The sequence below is a fragment of the Halosimplex carlsbadense 2-9-1 genome (genome assembly GCF_000337455.1).
Lineage (GTDB): Archaea > Halobacteriota > Halobacteria > Halobacteriales > Haloarculaceae > Halosimplex > Halosimplex carlsbadense.
The window spans coordinates 140,280-165,793 of record NZ_AOIU01000023.1; the positions used below are offsets into that span (position 1 = coordinate 140,280).

The 25,514-nt window shown below is 66.2% G+C and carries 27 protein-coding genes and 1 pseudogene; 21 read left to right on the forward strand and 7 right to left on the reverse strand.

Going from position 1 to position 25,514, the window contains the following annotated elements:
• Positions 1–14: 14 nt before the first annotated feature.
• From C475_RS09665 to cheB, 4 genes are all read right to left on the reverse strand, one after another.
• A complete protein-coding gene (locus tag C475_RS09665; protein WP_006883637.1) occupies positions 15–1,241 on the reverse strand; it encodes a HEAT repeat domain-containing protein in 1,227 nt (408 codons plus the stop codon).
• Positions 1,241–2,050 (reverse strand): CheR family methyltransferase, encoded by an 810-nt coding sequence (locus C475_RS09670; RefSeq protein WP_006883638.1) that lies wholly within the window; start codon positions 2,048–2,050, stop codon positions 1,241–1,243. Before C475_RS09670 ends, C475_RS09665 begins: the two co-directional genes overlap by 1 nt.
• Positions 2,051–2,174: 124 nt before the next feature.
• Positions 2,175–4,358, reverse strand: a complete 2,184-nt coding sequence (locus C475_RS09675; protein WP_006883639.1) for a chemotaxis protein CheA — start codon at positions 4,356–4,358, stop codon at positions 2,175–2,177.
• Positions 4,359–5,474 carry a chemotaxis-specific protein-glutamate methyltransferase CheB gene (cheB, locus tag C475_RS09680; RefSeq protein ID WP_394295277.1) on the reverse strand — a complete coding sequence of 372 codons (1,116 nt, stop codon included), beginning with the start codon at positions 5,472–5,474 and terminating at the stop codon, positions 4,359–4,361.
• Positions 5,475–5,668: 194 nt separating this feature from the next.
• Between cheB and C475_RS09685 the strand changes: the two genes are divergently transcribed.
• From C475_RS09685 to C475_RS25245, 6 genes and pseudogenes are all read left to right on the forward strand, one after another.
• Positions 5,669–6,118 (forward strand): chemotaxis protein CheW, encoded by a 450-nt coding sequence (locus C475_RS09685; protein ID WP_006883641.1) that lies wholly within the window; start codon positions 5,669–5,671, stop codon positions 6,116–6,118.
• Between the two features lie 155 nt (positions 6,119–6,273).
• Positions 6,274–6,999 (forward strand): RAD55 family ATPase, encoded by a 726-nt coding sequence (locus C475_RS09690; RefSeq protein WP_006883642.1) that lies wholly within the window; start codon positions 6,274–6,276, stop codon positions 6,997–6,999.
• A 168-nt stretch (positions 7,000–7,167) separates the two neighbouring features.
• Complete coding sequence (locus tag C475_RS09695) at positions 7,168–7,503, forward strand: ArsR/SmtB family transcription factor (RefSeq protein ID WP_006883643.1); 336 nt, start codon at positions 7,168–7,170, stop codon at positions 7,501–7,503.
• Positions 7,504–7,710: 207 nt separating this feature from the next.
• The gene (locus tag C475_RS09700) at positions 7,711–7,986 is read left to right on the forward strand and encodes a DUF7521 family protein (RefSeq protein ID WP_006883644.1); all 276 of its coding nucleotides are present in this window, start codon (positions 7,711–7,713) and stop codon (positions 7,984–7,986) included.
• Between the two features lie 238 nt (positions 7,987–8,224).
• A pseudogene (locus tag C475_RS25320) lies at positions 8,225–8,584 on the forward strand (archaellin/type IV pilin N-terminal domain-containing protein); the annotation flags it as partial.
• 69 nt (positions 8,585–8,653) lie between these two features.
• Positions 8,654–9,565, forward strand: coding sequence for a hypothetical protein (locus tag C475_RS25245; RefSeq protein WP_394295278.1), 912 nt, complete (start codon positions 8,654–8,656; stop codon positions 9,563–9,565).
• 143 nt (positions 9,566–9,708) lie between these two features.
• On the opposite strand, the gene hepT is transcribed toward C475_RS25245, so the two are convergent.
• Together hepT and C475_RS24625 are read right to left on the reverse strand one after the other, a co-directional pair.
• On the reverse strand, positions 9,709–9,999 hold the full coding sequence (gene hepT / locus C475_RS09710) for a type VII toxin-antitoxin system HepT family RNase toxin (RefSeq protein ID WP_006883646.1): 291 nt from the start codon (positions 9,997–9,999) through the stop codon (positions 9,709–9,711).
• A gap of 123 nt (positions 10,000–10,122) precedes the next feature.
• Positions 10,123–10,392 carry a hypothetical protein gene (locus tag C475_RS24625; protein ID WP_006883647.1) on the reverse strand — a complete coding sequence of 90 codons (270 nt, stop codon included), beginning with the start codon at positions 10,390–10,392 and terminating at the stop codon, positions 10,123–10,125.
• Positions 10,393–10,749: 357 nt separating this feature from the next.
• Here C475_RS24625 and C475_RS09720 point away from each other — a divergent pair, with 357 nt between their 5' ends.
• The 15 genes from C475_RS09720 (at position 10,750) to asd (ending at position 24,144) form a co-directional block, all read left to right on the forward strand.
• Positions 10,750–11,313, forward strand: coding sequence for a CARDB domain-containing protein (locus C475_RS09720; protein ID WP_006883648.1), 564 nt, complete (start codon positions 10,750–10,752; stop codon positions 11,311–11,313).
• A gap of 102 nt (positions 11,314–11,415) precedes the next feature.
• Positions 11,416–11,997: a DUF7500 family protein gene (locus tag C475_RS09725; RefSeq protein WP_006883649.1), complete on the forward strand. Its 582-nt coding sequence runs from the start codon at positions 11,416–11,418 to the stop codon at positions 11,995–11,997.
• A gap of 126 nt (positions 11,998–12,123) precedes the next feature.
• Positions 12,124–12,483 (forward strand): chemotaxis protein CheY, encoded by a 360-nt coding sequence (cheY, locus tag C475_RS09730; protein WP_006883650.1) that lies wholly within the window; start codon positions 12,124–12,126, stop codon positions 12,481–12,483.
• The gene (locus C475_RS09735; RefSeq protein ID WP_006883651.1) at positions 12,480–13,694 is read left to right on the forward strand and encodes a chemotaxis protein CheC; all 1,215 of its coding nucleotides are present in this window, start codon (positions 12,480–12,482) and stop codon (positions 13,692–13,694) included. Before cheY ends, C475_RS09735 begins: the two co-directional genes overlap by 4 nt.
• Before the next feature lie 3 nt (positions 13,695–13,697).
• The gene (locus C475_RS09740) at positions 13,698–14,219 is read left to right on the forward strand and encodes a chemotaxis protein CheD (RefSeq protein ID WP_006883652.1); all 522 of its coding nucleotides are present in this window, start codon (positions 13,698–13,700) and stop codon (positions 14,217–14,219) included.
• A 228-nt stretch (positions 14,220–14,447) separates the two neighbouring features.
• Positions 14,448–16,097, forward strand: coding sequence for a FlaD/FlaE family flagellar protein (locus tag C475_RS09745; protein WP_006883653.1), 1,650 nt, complete (start codon positions 14,448–14,450; stop codon positions 16,095–16,097).
• Positions 16,081–16,617: a flagellin gene (locus C475_RS09750; protein ID WP_049930393.1), complete on the forward strand. Its 537-nt coding sequence runs from the start codon at positions 16,081–16,083 to the stop codon at positions 16,615–16,617. Before C475_RS09745 ends, C475_RS09750 begins: the two co-directional genes overlap by 17 nt.
• Positions 16,610–17,071 carry a CARDB domain-containing protein gene (locus tag C475_RS09755; RefSeq protein ID WP_006883655.1) on the forward strand — a complete coding sequence of 154 codons (462 nt, stop codon included), beginning with the start codon at positions 16,610–16,612 and terminating at the stop codon, positions 17,069–17,071. Before C475_RS09750 ends, C475_RS09755 begins: the two co-directional genes overlap by 8 nt.
• On the forward strand, positions 17,068–17,829 hold the full coding sequence (locus C475_RS09760; protein WP_006883656.1) for an ATPase domain-containing protein: 762 nt from the start codon (positions 17,068–17,070) through the stop codon (positions 17,827–17,829). Before C475_RS09755 ends, C475_RS09760 begins: the two co-directional genes overlap by 4 nt.
• A 28-nt stretch (positions 17,830–17,857) precedes the next feature.
• Positions 17,858–19,534, forward strand: coding sequence for a type II/IV secretion system ATPase subunit (locus tag C475_RS09765; protein ID WP_049930395.1), 1,677 nt, complete (start codon positions 17,858–17,860; stop codon positions 19,532–19,534).
• Entirely contained in the window at positions 19,534–21,288 is a 1,755-nt protein-coding gene (gene flaJ / locus C475_RS09770) for an archaellar assembly protein FlaJ (protein WP_006883658.1), read from the forward strand. The genes C475_RS09765 and flaJ overlap by 1 nt, the downstream gene beginning before the upstream one ends.
• Positions 21,289–21,623: 335 nt before the next feature.
• A complete protein-coding gene (locus tag C475_RS09775; protein ID WP_006883659.1) occupies positions 21,624–21,932 on the forward strand; it encodes a hypothetical protein in 309 nt (102 codons plus the stop codon).
• 43 nt (positions 21,933–21,975) lie between these two features.
• The gene (locus C475_RS09780) at positions 21,976–22,692 is read left to right on the forward strand and encodes an SOS response-associated peptidase (protein ID WP_006883660.1); all 717 of its coding nucleotides are present in this window, start codon (positions 21,976–21,978) and stop codon (positions 22,690–22,692) included.
• Positions 22,693–22,779: 87 nt separating this feature from the next.
• Positions 22,780–22,971, forward strand: a complete 192-nt coding sequence (locus C475_RS09785) for a 30S ribosomal protein S17e (protein WP_006883661.1) — start codon at positions 22,780–22,782, stop codon at positions 22,969–22,971.
• Positions 22,972–23,106: 135 nt separating this feature from the next.
• On the forward strand, positions 23,107–24,144 hold the full coding sequence (gene asd, locus C475_RS09790) for an aspartate-semialdehyde dehydrogenase (RefSeq protein WP_006883662.1): 1,038 nt from the start codon (positions 23,107–23,109) through the stop codon (positions 24,142–24,144).
• Positions 24,145–24,175: 31 nt separating this feature from the next.
• On the opposite strand, the gene C475_RS09795 is transcribed toward asd, so the two are convergent.
• Positions 24,176–25,444 (reverse strand): outer membrane protein assembly factor BamB family protein, encoded by a 1,269-nt coding sequence (locus tag C475_RS09795; protein WP_006883663.1) that lies wholly within the window; start codon positions 25,442–25,444, stop codon positions 24,176–24,178.
• Between the last annotated feature and the right edge of the window lie 70 nt (positions 25,445–25,514).

Sequence of the window (25,514 nt, forward strand, 5' to 3'; positions counted from 1 at the left end):
CGGGCCCGCCCCGGTCATCCCCGACCACCGAGCTTCGAGATGGCCGAGAAGGCTCGTTTCCGGATCTTCTCGGACTCGGTTTCGTCCAGCAAGGCGTCGATGCGCTGGCGGGCGCGCTCGCCGCCGACCTTGCCGAGGGTGAACACGGCCTGGGCGCGCGCGTCGGTCGGGGCGTCCGTGTCGTCGACGAGGGCGAGCAGGCGGTCCTCGACGGCGTCGCCGCCGAGTTCGGCGAGACTGGTCGCCGCGAACTGCCCCGTCATCTGGTCGTCGGCCGACAGCGCGTCGACGAGCGCGTCGACGACACGGTCGCGCTCCTCGGCCTCGGTGACGCGGCCCAGTAGCCACGCGGTGTTGCGCTGTTGGGCCGCCTGCTGGCTCTCCTCCAGTATCTCCACGAGGGGGACGACGACGTTGCGGTCGTCGGTCTCGCTCAGCTGCTCGACGACGGTCTCGCGGATCTCGTGGCTCTGCTGGGTGGGCACGTTCGCGAGCAGTTCGACAAGCGAGTAGACGGCCGTCCGGCGCACCGTCGGGGAGTCGTCGGCCAGCGAGGCGACCAGATACTCGACGGGCTGGGCGTTCGGGAAGTTGCCGAACGCGCCGACGGCCACCCGTCGCACTCGCTCGTCGCCGTCCTCGTAGAGGGGGAGCAGCGCCGACAGCGCCTGTCGGTTGCCGATCGACCCCAGCGCTTCGGCGGCCTCGCGACGGACCTTCGGGTTCGCGTCCGTCAGCAGCCCTTCCAGCCCGCCCGTCGCTCGCGAGTCGGCGATCTGCCCGCAGGCGCGGGCGGCGCGGGCCCGCACTCTGGGATCGGGGTCGTCGAATCGCTCGGCGAGTTTCGGGACGGCGTCGGTCTCTTCGAGGGCGCCCAGGCCGTTGGCGGCGGCCATCCGGAGTTCCGGCACGCCGGCGTCCAGCGCCTTCGCGAACGCCTGGGCCTTCATCCAGTCGGCCCCTTCGCCCATGTCGACACCCGCCATCTCGGCGATGAGTTGCTCGATGGCGTCGCCGCCCAGCTGGTCGAGCGAGTCGACTGCGGCGGCGGTCACCGCGGCGCTGTCGTCGTCGCTCGCGACGCTCACGAGGGCGGTTATCACGTCCGCGCGGTCGTCGTGTTCGTCGAAGTTGCCGAGCAGTTCGGCGGCGCGGGCGCGCAGCTCCGGCTTGTCGCTGCGACGCATCACGCCGATCAGTTCCTGTACGTCGCCGTCGCGTTCGAGCTGGTAGAGTGACATCAGGCGCGTCTGTAGATGCGGTGTCTCTTCTCGACCGGGTCGTAGCGGTCGCGAAACTCCGTGGGCAGGGTCTCGGTCATGCCGATCATCAGGTAGCCCGCCTCGGTCAGCGACCCGGTGATCGTCTCGAAGATGGGGACCTTGTAGTCGGCGTCGATGTATATGAGGAGGTTCCGACAGCACACGAGGTCGAAGTCCCGTTTCTCCGGCCCGCGGATGAGGTCGTGGCGCTCGAAGTCGACGAGGTCGGACACGCGGTCGGTGACGGTGAACACGTCGCCTTCGCGGTCGACGTACGGTTCGGTGGCCGAGAGCGGTTCGAGCTCCGCCTCGATGTCCGTCGTCTGAGAGGTCTCGTAGCGACCGGCGCGGGCCGTCCGGAGGATGTCGCGGTTGATGTCGGTGCCGAGGATCTCGACGCGGCGGGCGTCGATCTCGTCGTCGTCGAGCGCGAGCATGGCGATCGAGTACGGCTCGCGGCCGTCCGCGCAGGGGGCGCTCCAGACCGAGACGCGCCGCTGTTCGGCGGTCAGCTCCCGGAGGACGCCCCGCAGCGACTCCCAGGCCTCGGGGTTGCGGAAGAAGCCGGTGACGTTGATCGACAGCGAGTCGAGCAGCGCCTCGCGCTCGTCCGCCTGGGCTTCGAGCCGTCGCTGGTAGGCCCGGTAGTCGTCCGTGTCGGTGCGGCGCATCCGGGCGTTGATCCGTCGGTCGAGGTAGGCGTCGTTGTAGAAGCCCGACTCGAAGTCCAGCTCGCGTTCGATGTAGCTCAGCAGTTCGTCGAACTCGGGGCCGCGTTCCTGTCTCATCGTCCTCTCCCGTCCCCGCCAGTCGGTCGTCTCTCGCGGTCGGTCGGCCCCAGCGCACTCGCGCGCGCCCTTCGGGCGTCCCCCGTGCGTTCGGTCACGTCGGCCGGTTCTCGCCCCAGTGCCATCAAAGCGTCACCACGTCGAGGATGTGGACGATGTTCCCGTCGCCGAGGACGGCGGTCCCGCTGAGGCCGGGCGTCCCGCTGAGGATCCCCTCCAGCGGCTTGACGACGACCTCCTCCTGGCTGTTCACCTGGTCGCAACGCAGCGCCACCTGGCGCTCGGACTCGCGGATCCGGACGAGCATCCCCTCGTCGCCGCCGGCGCCGGCCGCGTCTACGGCGCCCGTCGCGCCGTCGCTGCCTGCACTCGCGACCGCGCCAGCGGCGTCGCCGTCCGCCGGTTCGCCGCCGTCGGTGGCGGCCGTCTCGGCCCCCTCGGCGTCGGCGGCGGCGTGCGTGCCGGGCACGTCGAAGCGCTCGGCGAGGTCGACGACGGGGTAGATGTCGTCGTTGTGTTTGATCACGTCGTTGCCGTTGATCTGCTTGACGGCGGAGGTACGGGTGATCTCGTCCACGTTCTTCAGCGGGACGCCGTACTCCTCGTCGCCGACCTCGACGAACAGCACCTTGACGATGGCCATCGTCACCGGGAGGCGCAAGGAGACGGTCGTCCCCTCACCGGGCTCCGAGTCGACGCTGACCGAGCCGTCGAGCTGGGTGACGGTGTCGTGGACCACGTCCATGCCGACGCCGCGGCCGCTGGTGTCGGTCACCTCGTCGGCCGTCGAGAAGCCGGGGTGGAAGACCAGGTCATAGATCGCCGAGTCGCTCATGGCCTCGATCTCGTCGGACGAGCGCACGCCCTTCTCGATGGCCTTGCGCTCGATGCCCTCGACGTCGAGGCCGGCGCCGTCGTCTTCGACCTCGATGATGACGTGGTCCCGCTCGCGGGAGGCGCGCAGTTCGACCTGTCCGGTCGGGTCCTTCCCGGCCGCCTCGCGCTCGGCGGGCGCCTCGATCCCGTGGTCGAGCGCGTTGCGTATGATGTGCATCAGCGGGTCCGAGATCTCGGTGAGGATCGTCCTGTCGAGCTCGATGTCCTCGCCCTCGATGGTGAACTCCACGTCCTTGTCGAGCTCGCGCGAGAGGTCCCGGACCATCCGCGGGAACTTGCCGACGACCTTCTTCAGCGGGATGAGCCGCATGTCCATCACCGTGTTCTGGAGGTTGGCCGTGATCTTGTCCAGTTCGTTCAAATTCTCCGAGGCGCCCGCGAGGTCGTCGGTCTCGACGGCCCGGCGGAGCTTGATGCGGCTGGTCACCAGCTGCTCGACCAGTCCGTGCAGATCGTCCAGCTGGTCGACGTCGACGCGCACGGATTTGATCTCGTCGACGTGTGCGCCGTCGTCGTCGCCTGCGGCCGCCGGCGTGGCGTCGCCGGCGGGGTCCGGTCCCCCGCCGTCACCGGCCCCGTCCGCGTCGCCCGCGTCGCTCTCGTCTGCGCCGCCATCGTCTGCGCCGGCCAGCGCGTCGGTCACGTCGACCACGTCGGCGTCTTCGACGGCGCCGATGGCGTCGAGTTCCGCCGCGGCGGCGTCGGCGTCGGGCGCGTCGAGCGCGAGCGCGAAGGTGTCCTCGAACTCGCCGCTCTCGACGGCTTCGCGGCCGGGGTCGGCGTCGAGCAGGTCGAAGGTGGCCGTGATCCGGTCCAGCGCGAGCATCGCGTCGACGCCGAGCATGTCGCCCTCGCCGACCGACACGTCCGCGCGGACGACGCGCCCCTCGGCGTCGTCGGCCGACACGTCGAAGTTCTCGACAGGTGGGGCGTCGTCCCCGTCCGCGGCGGCGCCGTCGTCCCCGTCCACGGCGCTGTCGGAACTCCCGAGAGCGGCCGGGTCGGGCGCCCCGCCGGACTCGGAGTCGAAGTCGCTCTCCTCGAGGACGGCCCGGAGCTGCGCGACCGTCTCGGCGGTGTCGGTGGTCGATTCGCCCTCGGACTCGATCTCCCGGACGATGACCTCGATCGTGTCCACGCCGGCGAAGATCAGGTCCATCCGTTCGGGGGTGACCGCCATCTCGTCCTGGCGCATCGCGTCGAGTAGGTCCTCGATCGCGTGTGCCAGGTCGCTGGCGTCCTCGAATCCCATCGCGCCGAAGTTACCCTTCAGCGTGTGGGCCGTCCGGAAGATCTGGTCCATCGCGGCCTGGTCGTCCGGGTCGGCCTCCAGGTCCAGCAACGAGTTGTTCAGGTCGGTGATCGCTTCCTCACTCTCGCGGATAAACGCGTCAAGATACTGATCGTCCATTTAGGTCACCTCGAATGCGTCGAGTATCGCCGCCGCAACGTCGTTGACCGGCGCCACGCCGTCGACGCAGCCGGTCTCGATGGCTCGCTTGGGCATCCCGAAGACCGCCGACGTGGCCTCGTCCTGTGCGACCGTGTAGCCGCCGGCCTCGTGGATGGCGCGTACGCCGCGTGCGCCGTCCTCGCCCATCCCGGTCAGGATGACGCCTGCCAGGGGGTCCGTGACCCGCTCGGCGGCCGTCTCCATCGTCACGTCGACCGCGGGCCTGACGTTGTTGACCGGGGGGTCCTGCGTGAGCCCCACCCGCAGGCGACCGCGCCGGTAGCCCGTCACTTCCATGTGGTAGTCGCCCGCGGCGATGAGCGCCTCGCCGCCGCCGATCCGGTCGCCGTCTTCCGCCTCGCGAACGCTGTACTCACTGCGAGCGTCCAGTCGCTCTGCGAAGCGGTCGGTGAACCCGCTGGGCATGTGCTGGACGACCAGCACTCGCAGGTCCGCCGCCAGCGGCAGGTCCGAGAGGACCTGTTCGACGACGGTCGGGCCGCCGGTTGAGGAGCCGATGACGACCGTCGGGTCGTCGACGTACTCCGTCGCCGCGGCTCCTCCGGCCGGGTCGGTCGTCTCCGCGCCGGTCGTCTCGCTCGTCCCGACGCCGCCGAGGTCGACCCCGGACCCGGCGGTCCGCGCCGAGGCCACGTCCGAGGAGTCGGTCGGGTCGACGGCCGCGACCGACTCGACGATGTCGACGAGCTGGTCCTGCATGCGGGACATCTCCATCGACACCTCGCCGCCGGGCTTGCGGAAGAAGTCGACGGCGCCCTTCTCCAGGGCCTGGAAGGTCACGTCGGCGTTCTCGTCGGTGTGGGCGGACAGCATCAGGATCGGGGTCGGCCGGGTCGACATGATCCGGTCGGTCGCCTCGATACCGTTCATCTTCGGCATCTCGACGTCCATGGTCACCACGTCGGGGTCGGTCTCGGCGACCGCGTCGACGGCTTCCTGGCCGTTCTTGGCCACGGCCACCACGTCGATGCCGCCCTCCTCCAGGATGTCGGAGATGACGCTCCGCATGAAGTGCGAATCGTCGGCGACGACTGCTCGCGGCGTCGAGCCTATCGCCATATCGGACCCCCGGTGACGGCTCGGGCCGCGCCCGAGCGGTGTCGCCGGAACCCAGCCGGAGCCGGCACCATACCTACTCACGTGTGGCGGTAGCGCCGGCATAAAGACTCCGCCCGCGGAATCAGCGTTGATAACCCGGGAGACACGCTTAAGACGCCGTCGCGGGCCCTTTGAGACAACGGCTACCAATGGCATCAGGCACTCAGAACGCGGCGCCGACGGCGACGGACGGACAGGTCCTGGAGTTCTCGCTGGGCGAGGAGACCTACTGCGTGAGCATCGACTACGTCACCGAGATCGTCGACACCGGCGAGGTGACGACCGTTCCCAACTCGCCGCCCCACGTCCGGGGCGTGATGGACTTGCGCGGGCGCACGACATCGATCGTCGACCCGAAGGTCGTCTTCGGCATCGACGGCGACGGCGCCGAGCGTCGGATCATCGTCTTCGATCCGGCGATCGTCGACGACCAGGGCGCCGCCGGCTGGCTGGTCGACGAGGTGTACCAGGTCGTCCACGTCGACGGCTCGGACGTGGACGACTCCCCCTCGCGGGACAAAGACGCCATCCACGGCGTCGTCAAACGGGACGACGGGTTCGTCATCTGGGTCGACCCGAAGGCGGTCCACTCGGGCTGACGGCTCCACCGCGTCGATGGACCGGTAAGCGGACAGTACCGACGCCGCTGAATCCCCCGCGTGCCCGCGGTCGCGAAGTGATCGCATGAACAAGACTTTTTACCACAGCCACCGGATGCTCCACCAGCCGAACTCCGCGAGGATCCACGGAAGACATGATCGAACTAACGAAAACCGGCATCGACGGGTTGGACGAGATCCTGAACGGTGGTATTGTGAAAAATTCGACTACCCTGGTGAGCGGGAATCCCGGGGCGGGCAAGAGCATCCTCTGTCTGCAGTTCATCTACAACGGCGTCGAGCAGTTCGACGAGAAGGGCATCTACCTGACCTTCGAGGAAGACGAAGAGGACCTGCGTGAGGCGGCCGAATCGATCGGCTTCGACAAATGGGGCGAGTACGTCGACAACGGCGATATCAAAGTCTACGACAAGAAGGTCCTGCTGCGGGAGAACGACTTCTCCTCGTCGCTCGAACTCCTGCTGGACGACTTCGAGGACAACGACTACGACCGGGTCGTCCTCGACTCGCTGGCGATGTTCGAGCTCTTTTTCGAGAACGAACAGGAGAAACGGACCTACCTGCTGAAGTTCACGGACATCCTCAGCGAGAACGACCTGACGACGCTGATGACCAACGAGCAGGGCGCCGTGTTCCCCGAGACGGAGATCGGGCTGGAGAACTACCTCACCGACGGGAACATCTACCTGATCCAGACGCCGACCGAGTCCGGCGTCAACCGGTACGTCTGGGTGGCGAAGATGCGCAAGCAGGACATCGAGACCGACATCTTCCCCATGGAGATCTCCCAGGGCGGCATCCGCGTCCATCAGAACGCCAGCGCGTTCTCGATGATGAGCGAAGACGACAACCCGCTGTAGTCGACCCCCGTTCTCACGATTGTAACCCGTTATTACTTCGAAAAACGGCAGTTTCGAACTGTCTCGGCGGTGATCGACTCCGGTTCTCGATTCCGACGCCGTCCCGGTAGCCAGTCAGTACCGGCAGCGGTAGATTTATACTGCGGTGAATATACCTTTTGATAACGGATGGCTTCAGCCGAGATCCTTCAGACACTGGGGAACAAATACAGCGCAGAGATCCTGGACGCGACCGACGAGCCCCAGTCGGCCCAGGAACTGAGTGACGAACTCGGGATCCCGATCGCCACCTGTTATCGCCGGATCGACGAGTTGACCGAGCACAACCTGCTCGAGCTCCACGACAACATCCTCTCGGACGATCGCCGGCGTATCAAGGTGTATCGGCGAAACGTCGACCAGGTCCACATCGACTTCGAGGAGTCGTTGACAGTCGAAGTCGAGGAACGGACAGAGGTCACGAACAAGCTCGACGAAGCCTGGCGGACACTCTCTGAAAGCTGACTCGCGCGTGGGCGCACGGGCGCGACAGCTCCATCCCCCAGTTCCGTTCCTCCTCCAACGTCGAACCCCGGCGGGGAGCGCCGGTGTCGCGACGAATATAGCACTTCAGAGGCTGAATCGCCGTTTTAATCGGTGATTATCACGGGAGATATTTTCGAGAGTGGATTTAATACGGGGTATCGAGAAGGCCGATACAACGTGGTTTCAGTGATAGAGATCCTCTACGCCGTCTCGACGGTCGTGTTCGTCGTCGCCGGGCTGACGATGGTCGGGATGGCCATGCGCGCGTACGTGAAGACATCACGACAGGCGATGTTGCACCTCTCGCTGGGGTTCTCGCTGGCGGTGGCCGGCGCCGCGTCGACGATGATCAGCGCCTTCCTCACGGGCTTTACCGGCACCCGGTCGCTGTTGCTGGTCAACAGCGGCCTGACGACATTCGGGTTCCTCTTCGTCATGTACAGTCTCGTCATCTACGAGTGAGCAGTCGGCCCGGTAGCGGCCGACCTCTTTCAGTTATCGTTACGAGGTCTCGTATTTCGAGCCGTTCTTGAATTGGTGCGTTAAAGTTTATACTGCCCATTTTCGACAGTGAAACCGCGATTTCGGCTGGAGATTACCGTTTTCAAGAACGATATTCGGTAGGATACCCTTAATACGGGCGAAGTGAACGTTTCGGGTAAGTCCGAGTCGCGCAGTACGCTCGGGCGGATACAAACCCATGTTCGACAATACAACGACGGAACGGCCGACCGACCGCGGGCAGGTCGGGATCGGGACCCTCATCGTGTTCATCGCGATGGTCCTGGTCGCCGCCATCGCGGCCGGTGTCCTGATCAACACCGCCGGCTTCCTGCAGTCCAGTGCGGAGCAGACCGGCGAGGAGAGTAGCCAGCAAGTCACCAACCAGCTGCAGGTCATCGGGACCACGGGGCAGATCACGGCTGGTGCATCGTCCGCTGAGGATACTGGTCTGCTCGTGACCTTTCAGGGAAGCAGTGGTGGTACAACCGAGAACTTCCTTGGGGAGACCACTGTGACTGTGACCGAAACTGCGTCTGCAGCGAACACTCTCGGTGACAGCAGTGGTACTACTGACAACCAGATCTCCTTCACTAGCGGCGAGTCGAAGGATCTGGTTTTCAACCCGATCAACGAGAGCGCCTACGGTGTCGAAGAAGCGAACGGTGACGCTTCGTTCGTCGTTAACATCGGTACTGGCGAAGAGCTGACCGCTGGTTCCGACGGGTTCAACCTTGCACTGCCTGACGGCCTCGGGTCCACGTCGACTGTCAGCATCGCCTCCACGCTCGACACCGAGACCATCGAGCTGAAGGTCTCGCAGCTGACCTACGACGACGGGACGAGTTCGATCGACATCCTCGACGAGGGCGAATTCAGCCTTTCGGCACAGGCGTCGACCGTCGACATCTCGGACGGCACGGGCGACAGTATTACCGTTGACGTCGACAGCAGCGAAGTGGACATCGGCGTTGAGGTCCTCGAAGACGATAGCGACCTCTCGGATAACACCTACCGACTGACCGGTCCTGACGGGCAGACGCTGGAAGTCGACCGTGGTAGTAGTGAACTCGTGTCGTTCACCGAGGACGTTGTTCTCAGTAACGACGGGACTGACGTCCAGCTCAGCACCGGGGACCTCGCAGACACGCTCTCACTGGTTGATGCCAACGACGCGGGCATCGATCCCAAGGTCGGTAACATCGAGGTCATCGTCACCCAGTCGCCGGGTGCCGACGACATCGACATGAGCCAGACGACGATCAGCTTCATCGCACCTGACGGCAGCCACGACCTGACGTACTCCGACAGCGAGACGCCGGCCGAGGACTCCGAGTTCGTCCTCAAAGCGGTCCAGGACGAGGACGACACGCTGCCGGTCCTCTCATCTGGCGACCGCTTCACCATCATGGTCGACCCCGGCACGCTGGGCGCGGGCGCAACGGCCGAACTGTCGATCACCACGCCCTCGGGCGCCACGAAGACCGTGCTGCTCCGCGTGCCCGACTCGCTGGCGAACAAGGAAGCCGTCTCGATATAACGTAGCGGCTCCCCTCTCTCTTCTCTGACTCTCTGCGGCTCCGATTTCTTCGACGCGCTTGACCGCCGAGTGGCGACGCTAACTGGACAATTTCTGGACTGAGATGAGACGAGTGCTCGCGAGTATTCGGCCTACGCTACTCGTCAGAACCACTGCGCGACTTCCCGCTGGAACCGATCGAACCAGTGCAGGTTCTCTTGGAGAACACCGTAGACGACATCGTGGTCGATATCGCCGTACCGGTGAGCCAGGACGTTTCGAAACCCGACGGCCTCCGCTATCCTGTCCTCGGTCTCTTCCGAGATGATTCCCGCGTTCGCGAGCGCTTCGATCTCTTCTTTCGACATCCCGCTCGGGGAGAGCCCCTCGCTCGCGCGAACGTGCTGAGCGAGATCGACACACGACTGGATCACGTTCATGAGAGTCCGTTCCACTGCTCGCTAGGTGACCGTGTCGTCGACGTACTCCTCTTTTGGAACGTCGCGCATCTCTCTCAAGTCCTCGGTTTACTCGTGAACCTGCCGCAGTTTGTCGACGACGACGGCCTCGTCGACCATCTACGTCTCCCCGCGGGCCAGTCGGTCGATGAACTCGCGGCGCTCGCGTTCCCGGTCGGGCTCGGTCCGCTCGTACTCCGCTCGCAGTCGCTGTCGACGCTCTTCGACTGTCCGTTCGTCACCGACCAAGATACGGCCGTCCCGGAGCGCCGCGTACGCGACGTACGTCGGGAGCGAATCGATGTCGCTCACGTCGGCGAATCCGTCCACGTACGTCTGTAGCTCCGCGTCGATCCGGTTCCGGCACCGGAACCGTTCCCGGTCGCCCATCTCGTCCGGAAACGAGAGCGCGATATCGACATCCGACTTGGCGTCGCCGTTCCGCGAGCGTGCGACCCGAACAGAAGCGCGAACCGGACCGGCGTCTCCCCGAGGTGGTCCCGCAATCCGTCGATGTCCACCCCATTGGGTAGTCGGTCGTCGGACTGTCCCATACCGTTGGATCGAGTCCCCGGTTCTTATATTCTGCCGACGGTCACTGGCTCGGACGACACGGGCACGACAGTCGACCTCGCCCACGACCCCGGTCCGCCTCAGTGCGAGTATCGCCTTCGCCGATCCCCTCGCGCTCTCTCGATTGATACTCCGGGAGGAACCCTTTAGTCGCCGTCCGAATTTCTCGGAGACATGCCGAGTCGAAACGGACCAGAGACGGCGCTCGTCGTCGCGACGGCGGTCCTCGCGCTACTGGCGGTCGCCCCGGTCGGTCCGGCGGCGGCCCAGGAGGACTGTCGCGCCGTCGAAGGTCGACAGGTCTGCGTGCAGGACGTGTCGCTATCGGACCCGGTGCTCGTCGACGGCGAGCAGGGGGAGATCACGGCGACGATCGAGAACGTCGGCAACGAGACGGCGTCGCCGTCGGTCATGCTGTCGGTCGCCCAGTCGGCCAACGAGACCGGGATCTATCAGATCGGGCAGCCGGCGCTGGAACCCGGGGAGTCGGTGCAGCTCTCCCAGCCGCTGAACGCGACCACCAACGGGACCCACGCCTTCCAGATCCAGCTGCTCGACCCCGAGACGCGCGTGCGGTTCGACACCTCGGAGCCGGTGACGCTCGAAGTCGTCGACGAGGCGCCGCCGGGGCTCGGCGGGCCGGTCGACCGCGTCGAACTCGCGGTCGGGGGGCTCGCCCTCGCGCTGGTCGGGTTCGCGGCGGTGGGGTACCGGGTCGTCGGTGAGTATCGCGAGTGACCGACTGTCGGTCACGGACCGGAATCCGCGCGGACGGATCCAGCGTGTTGCGGCCGTCAGACGCGGCGACGGAATTATCAGTCCCCATGGTCAAGGGAGGGTATGGCACGCCGTTCGGACGACCGCGGTGACACCGACGAGGGGGGGATCCTCTCGCCCGACGAGCTCGACATCAGCCAGGACGAGCACGTCGCGGAGATCGACGACGGCCGCTACGTCGTCTCGCCGAGCGACCCGATCGACGACGTGGCGGCCGTCGATTCCGGGGGCAGCGGAGCGGGCACGGAACTGCCACCGGAGCCCGCTTCGGAGCCCGAACCCGAGCCACCGGAGCTGACCGAAGAGGCGGTCCACGAGTTCCTCGCGACCCAGTTCGACGACTCGGGGTCGCGCTACGGCTTCGACATCACGGCGACGTTCGACGGGGCGACCCGGCAGCGACAGATGGTCTCGAACGACGTGGTGACGATCTTCGAGAGCCTCGTGCTGTGGTACGCCCAGCAGATCGACGGAAGGACCCCCGTCGAGGAGGTGCTGGGCATCATGCTGATGGAGGCGAACGTCCCGGTCCGGTACCCGCCCGCGAGCCTCCAGCGGCTGCTGGAATCGACCGACCTCTCGCCCGACGACTCGATCGCCGAGCTCATCGCCGCCGTCGGCGACGAGGACGGGTTCCGGCTCTGAGCCGTTTCACGTTCGGGGTCGAACCGCTCCCCTGAAACCCGACGCCCCTCGCGGGTGCTATCAATCCCGATAATTTACGGGAAGGCTTTATCTGGGTTTTCGCAGTACGACAGAGGTGATAGGCCCATGTCAGACGTATTGATAGCCGACGACTCGGAGTTCATGCGAAACCTGCTACGCGAGATCCTCGAGGAGGATCACAACATCGTGGGTGAGGTCGAGAACGGCGTCGAGGCGGTCGAAACGTACAAGGAAGCGAATCCGGACCTGGTGATGATGGACATCGTGATGCCCATCCGCGACGGGATCGAGGCGACCGACGAGATCAAGACCTCCAATCCGGAGGCGAACGTCATCATGTGTACGAGCGTCGGCCAGGAAGAGAAGATGAAAGAAGCGGTCAGGGCCGGCGCGGACGGCTACATCACGAAGCCGTTCCAGAAACCGAGCGTCATGGAAGCGATCGAGGACGTCGTCCCGTCATGAAGGTCGACGTCCAGTCGCTCGGGACGTTCAACCGCCTGGCTCACGAGGGTGCCGAGCAGGCGACCCAGTCGCTGTGCCAGATGACCGGTCTGGACGCCGTCGTCGACGTGACGAAGATCACGCTGGTCGACCGCGCGGACGTGGGCGAACAGCTGGCCGACGGCGAGTACGTCGGCGTCCAGTTCGCCTTCGACGGGGAACTGGCCGGCGACACGGTCCTCGTGTTCGACCAGGCCGGTAGCGAGACCATCGTCGAGTCGCTGGTGCCCGGCGGGTCCGACGACGAGGCGATGGCCCGCTCCAGCGTCGAGGAGATCGGCAACATCATGATGAGCGGGTTCATCGACGGCTGGGCGGACTTCCTGGAGACGACCATCGAACACTCCCCGCCGGAGTACGTGGCGGGCGACGGGTCGGCGATGCTCCCGGATCCCCCGGAAGACGCGGAGCGCGACCAGGTGTTCGTCTTCAAGAGCGAGATCGAGTGGGTCGGCGAGTCGGTGAGCTTCTACATCTACATGTTCCCCGAGTACGACCCGCTCGCGGACGTGATGGCCAAGACCGGCGACACCGAGGACGACGCCATCCCCATCGACAAGCTCGAGGTCTTCAACGAGATGACCAAGGACGGTACCCAGCAGGCCGCCGCCAACGTCGAGATGATGACCGGGATCGAGACCGAGGCGGAGGTCACTCGGCTCAGCTTCGCGCCGATCGAGGACGTACCCAAGCAGGTCGGGACCGACACCTACGTCGGGACCGTCGTCGAGTTCACGGGTATTCCCAGCGGCTTCCTCCTCGTGTTGTTCGACGAGGCGTCGGCGGTCCACATCGCCGAGGCGATGATGCCGGTCGAGATGGACGCCGACGAGCTGACCGACCAGCACAAGGCCGCCATCGAGGAGCTGGGTAACATCATGACCTCGGGGTTCGTCGACGGCTGGGCGAACGTGCTCCAGACCTCCGTCGAACACACGCCGCCGCGGCTGGTCCACGACATGGGCCGGGCGGTCGTCGACCCGCTGGCCGCGCAGGTCGGCCAGCATCAGGAACACGCCTTCATCATCGATTCGGAGATGCGCACCGACGATATCGCCTTCGGGGCCGAGATCCACGCCCTCCCGAACGAAACCGAATTACGCCAGGCGCTCGACGAGTTACTCGTCGAACGGGCGGACGAGACCGAAGCCGACGTGGAAACGATCTTCTGACACATGAAAGTATACGACGGGACGACGGCCGAGAGCGAGCCCGCGACCCAGCCCGAACGGGTGAAAGTCGGGATCGCCGAATCGAAAGTCGCGGACGAGGACGCCCTGCTCACGACGAGCGGGCTCGGGTCGTGTCTGGGCGTGGCCGTGTACGACCGGTCGACAGCGGTCGCCGGCCTCGTCCACGTCATGCTCCCCTCGATCGACGAGATGGAGGGCGACAACGACGCGAAGTTCGCCGACTCCGGGATCCGCGCCCTCGTCGCCGACATGGAACGGCGGGGCGCCGACCGCGAGCGCATGGAGGCGAAGATCGCCGGCGGCAGCGACATGCTCGACTTCTCCGAGAACGGCTCGGGGATCGGCGTGCGGAACGTCGAGATGGGGCGACGGACCCTCGCCGAGTTCGACATCCCCATCGTCGGCGAAGACGTGGGCGGCGACCACGGCCGGTCGCTGCGCCTCAAAGCGACCAGCGGCGAACTCGTCGTCAAAAGTGCGAACCGCGACCCACTCACGCTATGAATGTCGGGGTTCGGTCAATTCCGTCCGACGCGCGTCCGACGGGTGCGCGGTCGAAGCCCCTGGAAGCCCGCTTCTTTCTCCGTCCTCGCCGCGAAATTTACGTCCGACGTTTCTTTCCGCTCGCTCGCCGTTAGTTCAACGCTGGTAGCCTCGAATTAACGCGTCTATTATCAGTAATGATACCAGAAACGATACATTGAAGGGTGTTAGAGCGGACTTACCGACGTAATGAGTCCCGTCGCTCAGTCGCTCGGCCCGGTCGCGCCGGGCGCGTCGGACGCGCTCCCAGCGCTGTTGGTCGTGTTGACCAGCGGCGTTCTCGGGATGAGCATCCGGCAGATGATCGACATCTTCGGTGACGACGACGGGAGCGACGAGGACGACGAGAGCATGGCCGACGGTGGGTTGATGGCCGAGGACGGTGACGACGATGAGCTCGGCGGCTTCGGTGGTCTCGACGACGACGGCGACGACTTCGGGGAGTTCGGCGACGACGAGTTCGGCGACATGGACGACGGCGGCGGTTCGGACACGGACGAACTCGAACACCGTCTCGACGAGCTGGAGACCGAGGTCGGGAGCCTCTCCTCGACGGTCAACACCGTCCGAAACGAGAACGAGCAGATCGCCGAGACCGTCGACGATGTCGAGGAGAACGTCCGGAAGCTGCTCGATATCTACGAGATGGTCACCCGCGGCGTCAACCCCTTCGCCGACGACATGGAGCCCGGCGGAATGGGCGGAGCCGGCGGCGGCGGGAGCTTCGGCCTGTTCGACGACGGCGACGACGGCGGCGACGAGGAGGACCTGGACGAGGAGATCGCCGACGCCGACGCCGAGGGCTTCTTCGACGAGGACCTCGTCGAGGACGACGGTTCGCCCGAGGGCAGCGTCGACGACGTGATGGGCGGCGATGACGACCTCGGCGGCTTCGAGGACGACGGCGGGACGTTCGACGACGACGCGCTGGACGACGACGAGTTCGGCGGAATGGACGACCTGGACGGCGACTTCGACGACGCGGACGACGACGGAGAGGAAGACGATATGAGCGAGACATCCGACGGGGAGGGCGGCAAGTCCTTCGCGGAACTGAAAGACGAGTACGAGTCCGGCGACGCAGAGTGGGCCGAGGAGCTGGAAGGCGAGCCCGAGGACGACGACTCCAGCGAGGACTCGCTGGAAGAAGGCCTGGGCGACGCCGACGACCTCCTCGACGACACCGGCGAACCCGACGGCGATACGGCCGACGGTGATATGGCCGACGACGACCTCTTCGACGAGGTCATCGACGACGGGATGGACGGACTCGACGACGAAGCCGAGGCGGCCGCCGACCCCGAACACGACCCGGACGTGACTGCGGAACCGGAGTCTGGGTCCGACACCGAGGCGGCGGCCGAACCGGAGCCGGAGCCCGAACCGGAACCGGAGCCGGACCCGGAGCCCGAGCCTGAACCGGCGACCGACCCCGGCGGCGGGGCGACCGACGCGGCCGCTCAGGCGGCCGGCGCTCCGGCCGACGAGGCCGACTCCGACGGTAAGCCGTACCTGGCGACGATGCCGGAGGGGTTGGCGAGCGAACTCGTGATCGTCGAGTGGCTGGAGTACCTCGTCGACCGGGTTGGCGTCCGCGAGACGGCGCGGGCCATCGACTACTACGAGCGGATCGACTGGGTGGCCGAGCCGGTCGCGGAGGACCTGCAGGCGTACCTGCGCGGGTTCGACGGCTCGGGTGGCGAGGGCGGACTGACGATCGACCACCACACCCAGAGCCTGCGATACATCAGCCAGCTCGACGGCGACGCCGCCGAGACCGTCGCGCTCTCGAAACTCGCGGGATCTCGGGGAGGTGGTGCCGATGGGCTTCAGCGTTAGCGGCTCGTTCGCCATCATCTTCGTCGGGGCGCTGCTGGCGTTCGGGGTGTGGCACACCGCCGCCTCGAACGGGTTCGAACGCGTCACCGAAGCGCAGAGCGACCGCGTCGACGAGACGCTTGAACAGCGCAACACCGCCGTCGCGGTCGAGTCGGTGACCTACGACGCCGTCAACGAGACCCTCCAGATCAACGTGACCAACACCGGGTCCACGTCGCTGTCGCTCGACGACACGGACCTGCTGGTGGACAACGAGTACCGGGCCGGGTGGCAGGACCGAGCGACCATCGACGGGACCGCGCTGGAGACTGACCTCTGGCTCCCCGGCGAGGAGCTCTCGACGAACGTGACCGTCTCGGACCCCCAGCAGGTCAAACTCGTCACCGGCCTGGGCGTCGCCGCCTCCAGTCCGGTCACGACCACCGTCACCGCGACGCCCGCCGCACTCGGGACGCCCCGCCTGGTCCCGTCCGGCGCCGACGGGATCGGCGGACTGCCGGAGGTGGGACTGCGTGGCTAGCGTCTCCGCGTCGCATCTGATACTGTTCATCGCGTCGATGCTCGTCGCCGCCAGCGTGGCGGGCATCCTGACCGAGAGCGTCGACAGACTCGGGGGCGCCCTGCAGGACCAGGGGCTCCGGCTCAGCGAGGACATCGGAACCGATGTCGAGATCATCAGCGACAGCGGCTCGAGTACGGTGTACGACGGCACCTCGGAGGTGGTCACGATCTACGTGAAGAACACGGGTTCGGAGACGTTGCCGGCGCGAAGCGACACCGTCGACGTGTTCGTCGACGGGCGATACGAGACGGACGTCTCGGTGAGCCTGGTGGGCGGCGCGTCGAGCTGGCGGTCGGCGGAGGTCGTCCGACTCCAGATCGACCGCTCGGACGCCCCGCTGGCGACGAACGAGGACCACCGCCTGAAGGTGGTCGTCAACGGCGACGAGGAGGTGTTCGAGTTCCGCACATGAGCATCGCAACTACAGATCTACTCTCGCTCGGCTGCAAGGAGCGCGACCGGATCAACAAGGAACTGGGCGGGGGGATCCCCCCCGGAAGCATCGTCCTCGTCGAAGGCGACTACGGCGCCGGCAAGTCCGCCATCAGCCAGCGGATCTCCTACGGCCTCTGCGAGGAGGGCCACTCGGTGACGATGCTCTCGACCGAACTCACGGTGGGGAGCTTCCTCGACCAGATGCACTCGCTGGACTACGGAATGGTCGAGCACCTCCTCGACGAGAACATGCTGTTCCTCCACGCCGACATCGGCGACGGCAACACCTTCTCCGGCCAGGACGAGGAGGGCGACCGAAAGGAGCTACTCAAACGGCTGATGGAGGCGGAAGTGATGTGGGACTCGGAAGTCATCGTCATCGACACCTTCGACGCCATCCTCCGGAACGACCCCAAGTTCGAGGCGCTGGTCCGCCAGAACGACGAGCGGCAGGCGGCCCTGGAGATCATATCCTTTTTCAGGGACATCATCTCCCAGGGGAAAGTCATCATGCTGACCGTCGACCCGTCGACGCTGGACGAGGAGGCGATCGGCCCCTTCCGGGCGATCGCCGACGTGTTCCTCGAACTGGAGATGATCGAGGTTGGCAACGACGTGCGCCGCCAGATCAGCGTCCTCCGCTTCGCCGGCATGGGCGAGCAGGTCGGCGACACCATCGGGTACTCGGTCCGCTCGGGCACCGGCATCGTGATCGAATCGCGCAGCGTCGCGTGACCGCACCACTCAGGAGACCAGCACAGCCATGACAGACCACGGACGACCCAAACCCTCGGACCAACTGAGACAGGTGGCCTCGCGCCGTCCGCACCTGATGGACCACCTGAAGAAGTTCAAGCAGATCACCGGGGAGTTCCCCACGTTCATCGAGGAGGCCGACGACGACTACGAGTCACACCGGCCGAACGTCCTCTACCCCGTCGGCGGGCCGATCTTCTGTCACATCTACGGCGACATCGGCCAGGACATGAAGTACTACGCCATCGAGCCGGAGCTCGACGACGAGGAGTCGGTCGTCTTCGAGCAGGTCCGGAACAAGCTCCTCCAGAAGTCCGTCAACAAGCCCGCCCCCACCAGCGACACCGAGTACGACGACCGAATCGAGGAACTGCTGCAGGAGTCGACGGCGGTCAAGAGCGGCGCCAGCGACGAGAACGGCGTCCTCTCGCGGTTCAACAAGCTCTCGAACCTCGGCAAAGTCGAGGTCACCGAGTCCACCTACGAGAACATCCTCTACCGGCTCAACCGCGATATCGTCGGGCTCGGCCCGCTCGAACCGGTCATGCGCGACCCGGCCAACGAGGACATCCACGTCATCGGCCCCCACGAGTGTCACGTCGACCACTCGGTCTACGGCATGCTCTCGACCACCGTGGACTTCGGCACGCCCGAGGAGTACGACCAGTGGCTCAAGAACATGGGCGAGCGCATCGGCGACCCCGTCTCCGACAGCGACCCCATCGTCGACTCCACGCTCCCGGACGGCTCGCGTCTGAACCTCATCTACTCCGACGACGTGTCGGTCAAGGGCCCCTCGCTCACTATCCGTCAGGGCGACGACGTGCCCCTGTCGATCTTCCAGATCACCAAGTGGGGCACGCTCTCGCCGCAACTCGCTGCGTACCTCTGGCTCTGTCTAGAGAACGAACAGACCGTCTTCGTCGTCGGAGAGACGGCCTCGGGGAAGACGACGACGCTGAACTCCATCATGGCGTTCATCCCCCGTGACGCGAAGATCTACACCGCGGAGGACACCGCCGAGGTCCTGCCGCCCCACGACACCTGGCAGAAACTGCTGACGCGGGAGGGCGAGGACGAGGGATCCAGCGTCGACATGTTCGACCTCGTCGCGGCCGCCCTCCGTTCGCGTCCCGACTACATCATCGTCGGTGAGGTTCGTGGCGAGGAGGGTCGGATGGCCTTCCAGGCCGCCCAGACCGGCCACCCGGTGATGCTGACCTTCCACGCGAGCGACATCGTCTCGATGATCCAGCGCTTCACCGGCGAGCCGATCAACGTCCCGGAGACGTTCATGGACGTGGCCGACGTGGCGCTGTTCCAGAACCGCGTCAAGCAGGGCGACCAGGTCCTGCGCCGCGTGACCTCGGTCCAGGAGATCGAGGGCTACTCCAAGGAGATGGACGGGGTCGTCACCCGCCAGAGCTTCTACTGGGACCCCGTCGAGGACGAGATCATCTTCCAGGGGATGAACAACTCGTTCGTCCTCGAAGAGCAGATCGCGACCCTGCTGGGCTACGAGGACACCCGAGACATCTACGACGATCTCAACTTCCGGGCGAGCGTCATCGAGCGCGCCATTCAGGAGGGCATCCTGGGGTATCACGAGGTCAACGAGCTGATCGAGGACTTCCAGCGCGACGGCGTGGAAGGCCTCCCCTTCGACATCCACAGGACCGAGTGATGGCGTCGGCAGACGAATCCGCTGGGACTATCGAGATCACGGTCACGTCCGCGCTGGCCGGGCTCGTCGACGCCTACGAGCAGATGCCGATGCCGATGAACCGGTATCTCGGCGTCATCCTCGTTCCCTCTGCGGTCTTCTTCGTCGGGACCGTCGCCGCCGCGGTCTTCCTCGACGTCGCGCTGATGATCCGCGGGCCGATCCCGCTGTTGGGCTTCCTGATGCTCGCGTCGGCAGTCTTCTACCCGAAGATCCTGCTCTCCCAGCGCAAGAGCGAACTCAACAACCAGTTCCACCTCGTCGTCACCCACATGACGGTGCTCGCGACGACGAACATCGACCGGATCGAGGTGTTCCGCCAGCTGTCGAAACAGGACCAGTACGGCGAGATGGCCGCCGAGATCGGCCGCGTCGTCGAACTCGTCGACACCTGGAACCTCAGCCTCGACGACGCATGCCGTCGCCGCGCCAAGCAGGTCCCCAGCGACGCCGTCTCGGACTTCTTCGACCGGCTGGGCTACACGCTCGGCGCCGGCCAGGCCCTGGACGACTACCTCGTCTCCGAACAGGACCAGATCATCGCCAACTACAAGACCGTCTACCAGGGGACGCTGGACAACCTGGAGGTCATGAAGGACCTCTACCTGTCGATGATCCTCTCGATGACGTTCGCGCTGGTGTTCGCCGTCGTCCTCCCGGTGCTGACCGGGACGAACCCGACGGTGACCGTCAGCGCCGTCATCGTCCTCTACGTGTTCGTCCAGTCGGGCTTCTACCTCGCTATCCGCTCGATGGCACCCCACGACCCGCTGTGGTACCACCCCGAAGACAAGCCCTCCCCCATCGAGTCGAAGATACGCAACGCCACGGTCGCCGGCACCGCGCTCTCGGGCGGCCTGCTGGCCTTCTCGCTGGTCGGCATGTTCGGGATCTCACCGGTCACGCTGGACGACGTGGTCTTCTTCCTCGACCCGTTACCGCTGCCGTTTTACGCCGCGATCCCGACGCTTCCCCTGCTCATCCCCGGCCTCGTCGTCGGCGCCGAGGAGAAGAGGATCAAGGCCAGGGACGGGGAGTTCCCGAGCTTCATCCGCGCGCTCGGGGCCACCGAGGGGGCCAAGCAGTCGACCACCTCGACGGTGCTCGAATCGCTCCGGAAGAAGGACTTCGGGCCGCTGACCGACGACGTGGACAACCTCTACAAGCGGCTGAACATGCGCATCGAGACGACCCAGGCCTGGCGTCACTTCACCGCCGAGTGTCGCTCCTCGCTCATCCAGAAGTTCTCCGAGATGTACCTCATCGGCCGCGAGATGGGCGGCGATCCAAAACTGCTCGGCGAGCTCATCTCCGAGAACATGATGGAGGTCCAGCAACTGCGCCAGCGCCGGAGCCAGGCCACGACCACCCTGATCGGCCTGCTCTACGGGATCACCGCCGCCTCCACGTTCGCTTTCTTCATCGGCCTTCAGGTCGTCAACATCCTCGCCTCGATGACTCTCGACCTCGACAGTAGCTCCAGCAGTTTCGACGCCAGCACCCTCATCAACACCGCGTCCTACAACATCCCGCTCATCGAGTTTCTGCTGGTCGTCATCATCATGTTCGGCGCCATGCTGTCGGCGCTGATGGTCCGCACCGTCGACGGCGGCCACAAGATCAACACCTACGTCCACTTCGTCGCCCTGACCTGGATCGGCTCGATCACCGGTGTCATGACGAAGTGGCTGGTGACGCAGTTCCTCGCCATCTAAGAACCATCTTTTTCGTTCGGGGGTTTCCTCGCGCCCTGCGGGCGCTGCGGGAACCCCCGAATCAAAAACATGGGTGAAAAAGCCGCTCGCGCGCCGCGCGAGCGGTGAACCGGCGCCTCCGGCGCCGGATGCTCGGAGCAGACCAGCCTTTCCCCGGGTCGGCCGACGAGACGGCCTCTCGGCCATCGCTCAACACTACCCCGCCTACCCCGCCTGCTCCGCCCCACACCGTCCCATACAGCACGGTAACCGCCGCCGCCAGCCGCACACAACTCCCCTCCCATCGCTCGCTCGAAGGCCCCCACAACTATCCGGTAGCCATTCGACGACCGACCATGGCAGAACCGGAAGACACGCTCGCGCGCTCGCCCGTCGACTTCGACTCCGCGGTGGCGTACGCGCTCCACCCGGAGATGCGCCGGCTCATCATCCTCTATCTCGTCGGGACGCTCCTGCTCCCGATCGGCCTCTCGATGTTCGTGAACCCGCCTTTCATCGGCGGGCTCGCGCAGATCGTCCGCCAGATCATCGGCCTCGTCATCGTCCTCGTCGGCGCGACGTTCTTCTTCGGCGGCGTCGTCGGCGCGGCGTTCAAAGTCGTCGCCGACGCCAACATCCTCGCCGCCGCGCTGTTCGAGGACTGACGAAAGCTGAGCCGTTTTGACCCTGGCGCCCGTACTCCGGATCATGTGTGGCCGCTACAGCCTCTTCGCCCCGCCCGGCGACATCGAGGACCGATTCGACGCGACCTTCGAGTCCGAATTCGAACCCCGATACAACGCCGCGCCGAGCCAGGCCTTGCCCGTGATCACCGGCGACGAGCCCGAGACGATCCGGCGCATGGAGTGGGGACTGGTCCCCTCGTGGGCCGACGACCGCTCGGACTTCGAGTTCATAAACGCACGCGCGGAGACAGTGCGAAAGAAGCGCAGTTTCGCCGACGCGTACGACTCCCGACGCTGTCTCGTTCCCGCCGACGGGTTCTACGAGTGGACCGACCTCGGCGGAGAGAGCGGCAAACAGCCCTATCGCGTCACCGTCGGCGACGACGAACTGTTCGCGATGGCGGGGCTGTGGGAGCGCTGGACGCCCCAGCAGACTCAGACCGGTCTGGGCGACTTCGGTGCCGACTCCGACCCCGACGCCGAGCCCGACCCGGTCGAGACGTTCACCGTGATCACCACCGAACCGAACGAGACGATCGCCGATCTCCACCACCGGATGGCCGTGATCCTCGACCCCGAAGAAGAACAGCAGTGGCTCACCGGTGACCCGGACGCGGTCGAATCCCTGCTGGACCCCTATCCCGCCGAGACAATGCGTGCTTACCCCGTCTCGACGGCGGTGAACAACCCCGCTAACGACACGCCCGAGGTCCTCGAAGAGGTTCAGGTCGGCGGGTGACCGCCGAATCCGCAGCCGGACTCGGCGTCGCTCGCGGTGCGCCCCCGATTCGAATCCTTTTAGAGTGCGACCGGACAACGGGACGGTATGGCTATCAAACCCGCCTACGTCAAGAAGACCGGGACACTGCTGATGGAGCGGTATCCGAACGCCTTCGGCCAGGACTTCGAGCACAACAAGGAAGTCGTCGCCGAGCTCACGAACGTCGAGTCGAAGGGCGTCCGGAACCGCATCGCCGGCTACGTCACCCGCAAGCAGGGCCAGCCCGTCGAAGCGTAAGCGACTCTCTCCTCTCTCTCGCAGTCTCTACTCTCCCCGAGCGGCCGCGCCGTCCCCGGTATTGCGGATGATAGACCCTGACCGTGGTAGACGTATCCAAACAGTTTTGAATGGCGGTCGCACTATCCCGGAACAATGACTGTCAGCGTAGGCATCCTCGGTGCGACCGGTGCGGTGGGGCAGCGACTCATCCAGCTGATCGACCCGAACCCCGACTTCGAGATCGAAGCGCTCACCGCCAGCGAGTCCAGCGTGGGCAAGACGTATCGGGAGGCGAGCAAGTGGCGCATCGACATGCCGATCCCCGACGACGTGGCCGAGACGGAAGTCGTGGCCACCGAGCCCGACGCGGTCCCGGACGACGTGGATCTCATCTTCTCGTCGCTGCCCTCCAGCGTCGGCGAGGCCGTCGAGCCCGACTTCTGCGAGGCGGGCTACGTCGTCTCCTCGAACTCCTCGAACGCCCGGGCGGACGACGACGTGCCGCTCGTCATCCCGGAGGTCAACGCCGACCACATGGACCTCATCGAGGTCCAGCGCGACGAGCGCGGCTGGGACGGCGCGCTCATCAAGAACCCCAACTGCTCGACGATCACGATGGTGCCGCCGCTGGCCGCCCTCGACGAGGCCGCCGGCCTCGAACGCATCGAGGTCGCCACCTTGCAGGCGGTCTCGGGCGCCGGCTACTCCGGCGTCTCCTCGATGGAGATCATCGACAACGCCATCCCCCACATCGGCAAGGAAGAAAAGAAGATGGAGACCGAATCGCGCAAGCTGCTCGGCGAGTTCGACGGCGCCGAGGTTCACTGGCACGGTGCCGACGTGGCGGCCTCCTGCAACCGCATCGCGACCATCGACGGCCACCTCGAGAACGTCTGGGCCGACACCGAGGAGGACCTCTCGCCCTCGGCGGCCGAGGACGCGATGACGGAGTACCCCTCGCTGGACCTGCCGTCCTCGCCCGACCAGCTCATCGAGGTGTTCGACGAGCCCGACCGCCCACAGCCCCGCATGGACCGCAACCTCGGCGACGGCATGACCGTCTCCGTCGGCGGCGTCCAGGAGACCTCCCACGGTCTCCAGTTCAACTGTCTCGCCCACAACACCCTGCGCGGCGCCGCCGGTGCGAGCGTGCTGAACGGCGAGCTGCTACTCGACAGCGGCTACCTGTAACCGCCGTCGCGAGACAACGACTTCTCCGAACTTATCGGTCGGACAGCGCCACGAGTCGATACACCGGCTCGTCGCTGGCGTACAGCGGGACGTAGACGCGTCCACCCGCGGCGACCGCACCGCGGAGCCCCCGGTCGACGGCGTGGTCGACGCTCCACCGTCTCTCTCCCGTCCGTCGATCGACGGCGGTGGTCGTCGCGGAGCCGCTCGCGTCGGCGGCGTCCGCCGTGACGACGACGGATCGGTCGGTCACCAGCGGGCGAGTGTCGAGGTTCGCACCCTCACTCTCGGCGAGCGTCGTCCGCCAGCGTTCGGTCCCATCGACGGTCGTGACGGCCACGAGGTCGCCGCTCCCGGTCGCGCCGTACAGGCGGTCACCGTCGGTGGCGAGTCCGGTGACGAGGTCGACCGGACGCTTCCAGCGGCGCTCGCCGTCGGCGAGGTCGACGGCGTGGATCCGACTGTTCTCGAAGCGCGCGGGGACGTAGGCGGCGCCGTTCGCGACGGTCGGGGTTCCGAACGAGGCCTCGCGGACGTAGCGCCAGTCCGACGAGCCGGTCCCGCCCGGTTCGAGCGCGACGACGGTCCCGACGATCGACGTGGTGTAGAGGACGCGCCCGTCCGCGCCGGCCGGCGATCCGCTCGCGAGGCGGTCGTCGCCCGTCCGGTAGGTCCACTGCTCGCGACCCCGCTGGTCGAACGCCAGCAACTCGCTCCCGGTCGACGAGTAAACGGTGCCGCGATAGCCGAGCGCGGCCTCGTTGATCGAGCCCCCGGTTTCGTGACTCCAGCGCGGGCTCCCGTCGCGCGCGTCGATGACGTGGATGCCGGTTCGACTCGCCGTCCCGACGTACACCGAGCCGTGATAGACGAGCGGCGGACACCCGGAGATGGCGTCGCCGAAACCCGGGAGCGGACGCCGCCACTCGCGGCGGCCGTCGCTCGCGCGGAGCGCGTCGACCATGCACTCGCCGTCCCCGTCGCCGGACTCGGTGGCGGTGCTCCCGTAGACGAACACGCGGTCGCCGACGACCGCCGGCGTCGCCAGCCCGCCGCTCCGCTCGACCGACCACTCCTCGGTCGGGTCGTCGATCCGAACTTCCGGCGCGAACCCGCTGTGGCGGGCGTCGCGGCCGAACTGCGGCCAGCCGTTCGACTCGTCGGGGAGCGGATCGGTCGTCGTCTCGGCGGTCTCCGGCCAGCCGTCCCCGCCGAGGCCGGTGCCGTCGGCGAGGGTACAGCCCGCGAGCGACGCGGCGCCGACCGCCGCCAGGAACCGCCTGCGCGAGTGGGAGGGCACATCAGGAAGGCGTCCACGCGCCGCATAAGTTTTGTCGAATTGATGACTCGCCGGTCGCGGTCGGCGCTGC

Bases quoted from the DNA above. Each gene is read 5' to 3' on its own strand.
- C475_RS09665 (WP_006883637.1), bottom strand. From the start codon at position 1,241: ATGTCACTCTACCAGCTCGAACGCGACGGCGACGTACAGGAACTGATC.
- C475_RS09670 (WP_006883638.1), bottom strand. From the start codon at position 2,050: ATGAGACAGGAACGCGGCCCCGAGTTCGACGAACTGCTGAGCTACATC.
- C475_RS09675 (WP_006883639.1), bottom strand. From the start codon at position 4,358: ATGGACGATCAGTATCTTGACGCGTTTATCCGCGAGAGTGAGGAAGCG.
- C475_RS09685 (WP_006883641.1), top strand. From the start codon at position 5,669: ATGGCATCAGGCACTCAGAACGCGGCGCCGACGGCGACGGACGGACAG.
- C475_RS09690 (WP_006883642.1), top strand. From the start codon at position 6,274: ATGATCGAACTAACGAAAACCGGCATCGACGGGTTGGACGAGATCCTG.
- C475_RS09695 (WP_006883643.1), top strand. From the start codon at position 7,168: ATGGCTTCAGCCGAGATCCTTCAGACACTGGGGAACAAATACAGCGCA.
- C475_RS24625 (WP_006883647.1), bottom strand. From the start codon at position 10,392: ATGGGCGACCGGGAACGGTTCCGGTGCCGGAACCGGATCGACGCGGAG.
- C475_RS09720 (WP_006883648.1), top strand. From the start codon at position 10,750: ATGCCGAGTCGAAACGGACCAGAGACGGCGCTCGTCGTCGCGACGGCG.
- C475_RS09725 (WP_006883649.1), top strand. From the start codon at position 11,416: ATGGCACGCCGTTCGGACGACCGCGGTGACACCGACGAGGGGGGGATC.
- cheY (WP_006883650.1), top strand. From the start codon at position 12,124: ATGTCAGACGTATTGATAGCCGACGACTCGGAGTTCATGCGAAACCTG.
- C475_RS09735 (WP_006883651.1), top strand. From the start codon at position 12,480: ATGAAGGTCGACGTCCAGTCGCTCGGGACGTTCAACCGCCTGGCTCAC.
- C475_RS09740 (WP_006883652.1), top strand. From the start codon at position 13,698: ATGAAAGTATACGACGGGACGACGGCCGAGAGCGAGCCCGCGACCCAG.
- C475_RS09745 (WP_006883653.1), top strand. From the start codon at position 14,448: ATGAGTCCCGTCGCTCAGTCGCTCGGCCCGGTCGCGCCGGGCGCGTCG.
- C475_RS09750 (WP_049930393.1), top strand. From the start codon at position 16,081: ATGGGCTTCAGCGTTAGCGGCTCGTTCGCCATCATCTTCGTCGGGGCG.
- C475_RS09760 (WP_006883656.1), top strand. From the start codon at position 17,068: ATGAGCATCGCAACTACAGATCTACTCTCGCTCGGCTGCAAGGAGCGC.
- C475_RS09765 (WP_049930395.1), top strand. From the start codon at position 17,858: ATGACAGACCACGGACGACCCAAACCCTCGGACCAACTGAGACAGGTG.
- flaJ (WP_006883658.1), top strand. From the start codon at position 19,534: ATGGCGTCGGCAGACGAATCCGCTGGGACTATCGAGATCACGGTCACG.
- C475_RS09775 (WP_006883659.1), top strand. From the start codon at position 21,624: ATGGCAGAACCGGAAGACACGCTCGCGCGCTCGCCCGTCGACTTCGAC.
- C475_RS09780 (WP_006883660.1), top strand. From the start codon at position 21,976: ATGTGTGGCCGCTACAGCCTCTTCGCCCCGCCCGGCGACATCGAGGAC.
- C475_RS09785 (WP_006883661.1), top strand. From the start codon at position 22,780: ATGGCTATCAAACCCGCCTACGTCAAGAAGACCGGGACACTGCTGATG.
- asd (WP_006883662.1), top strand. From the start codon at position 23,107: ATGACTGTCAGCGTAGGCATCCTCGGTGCGACCGGTGCGGTGGGGCAG.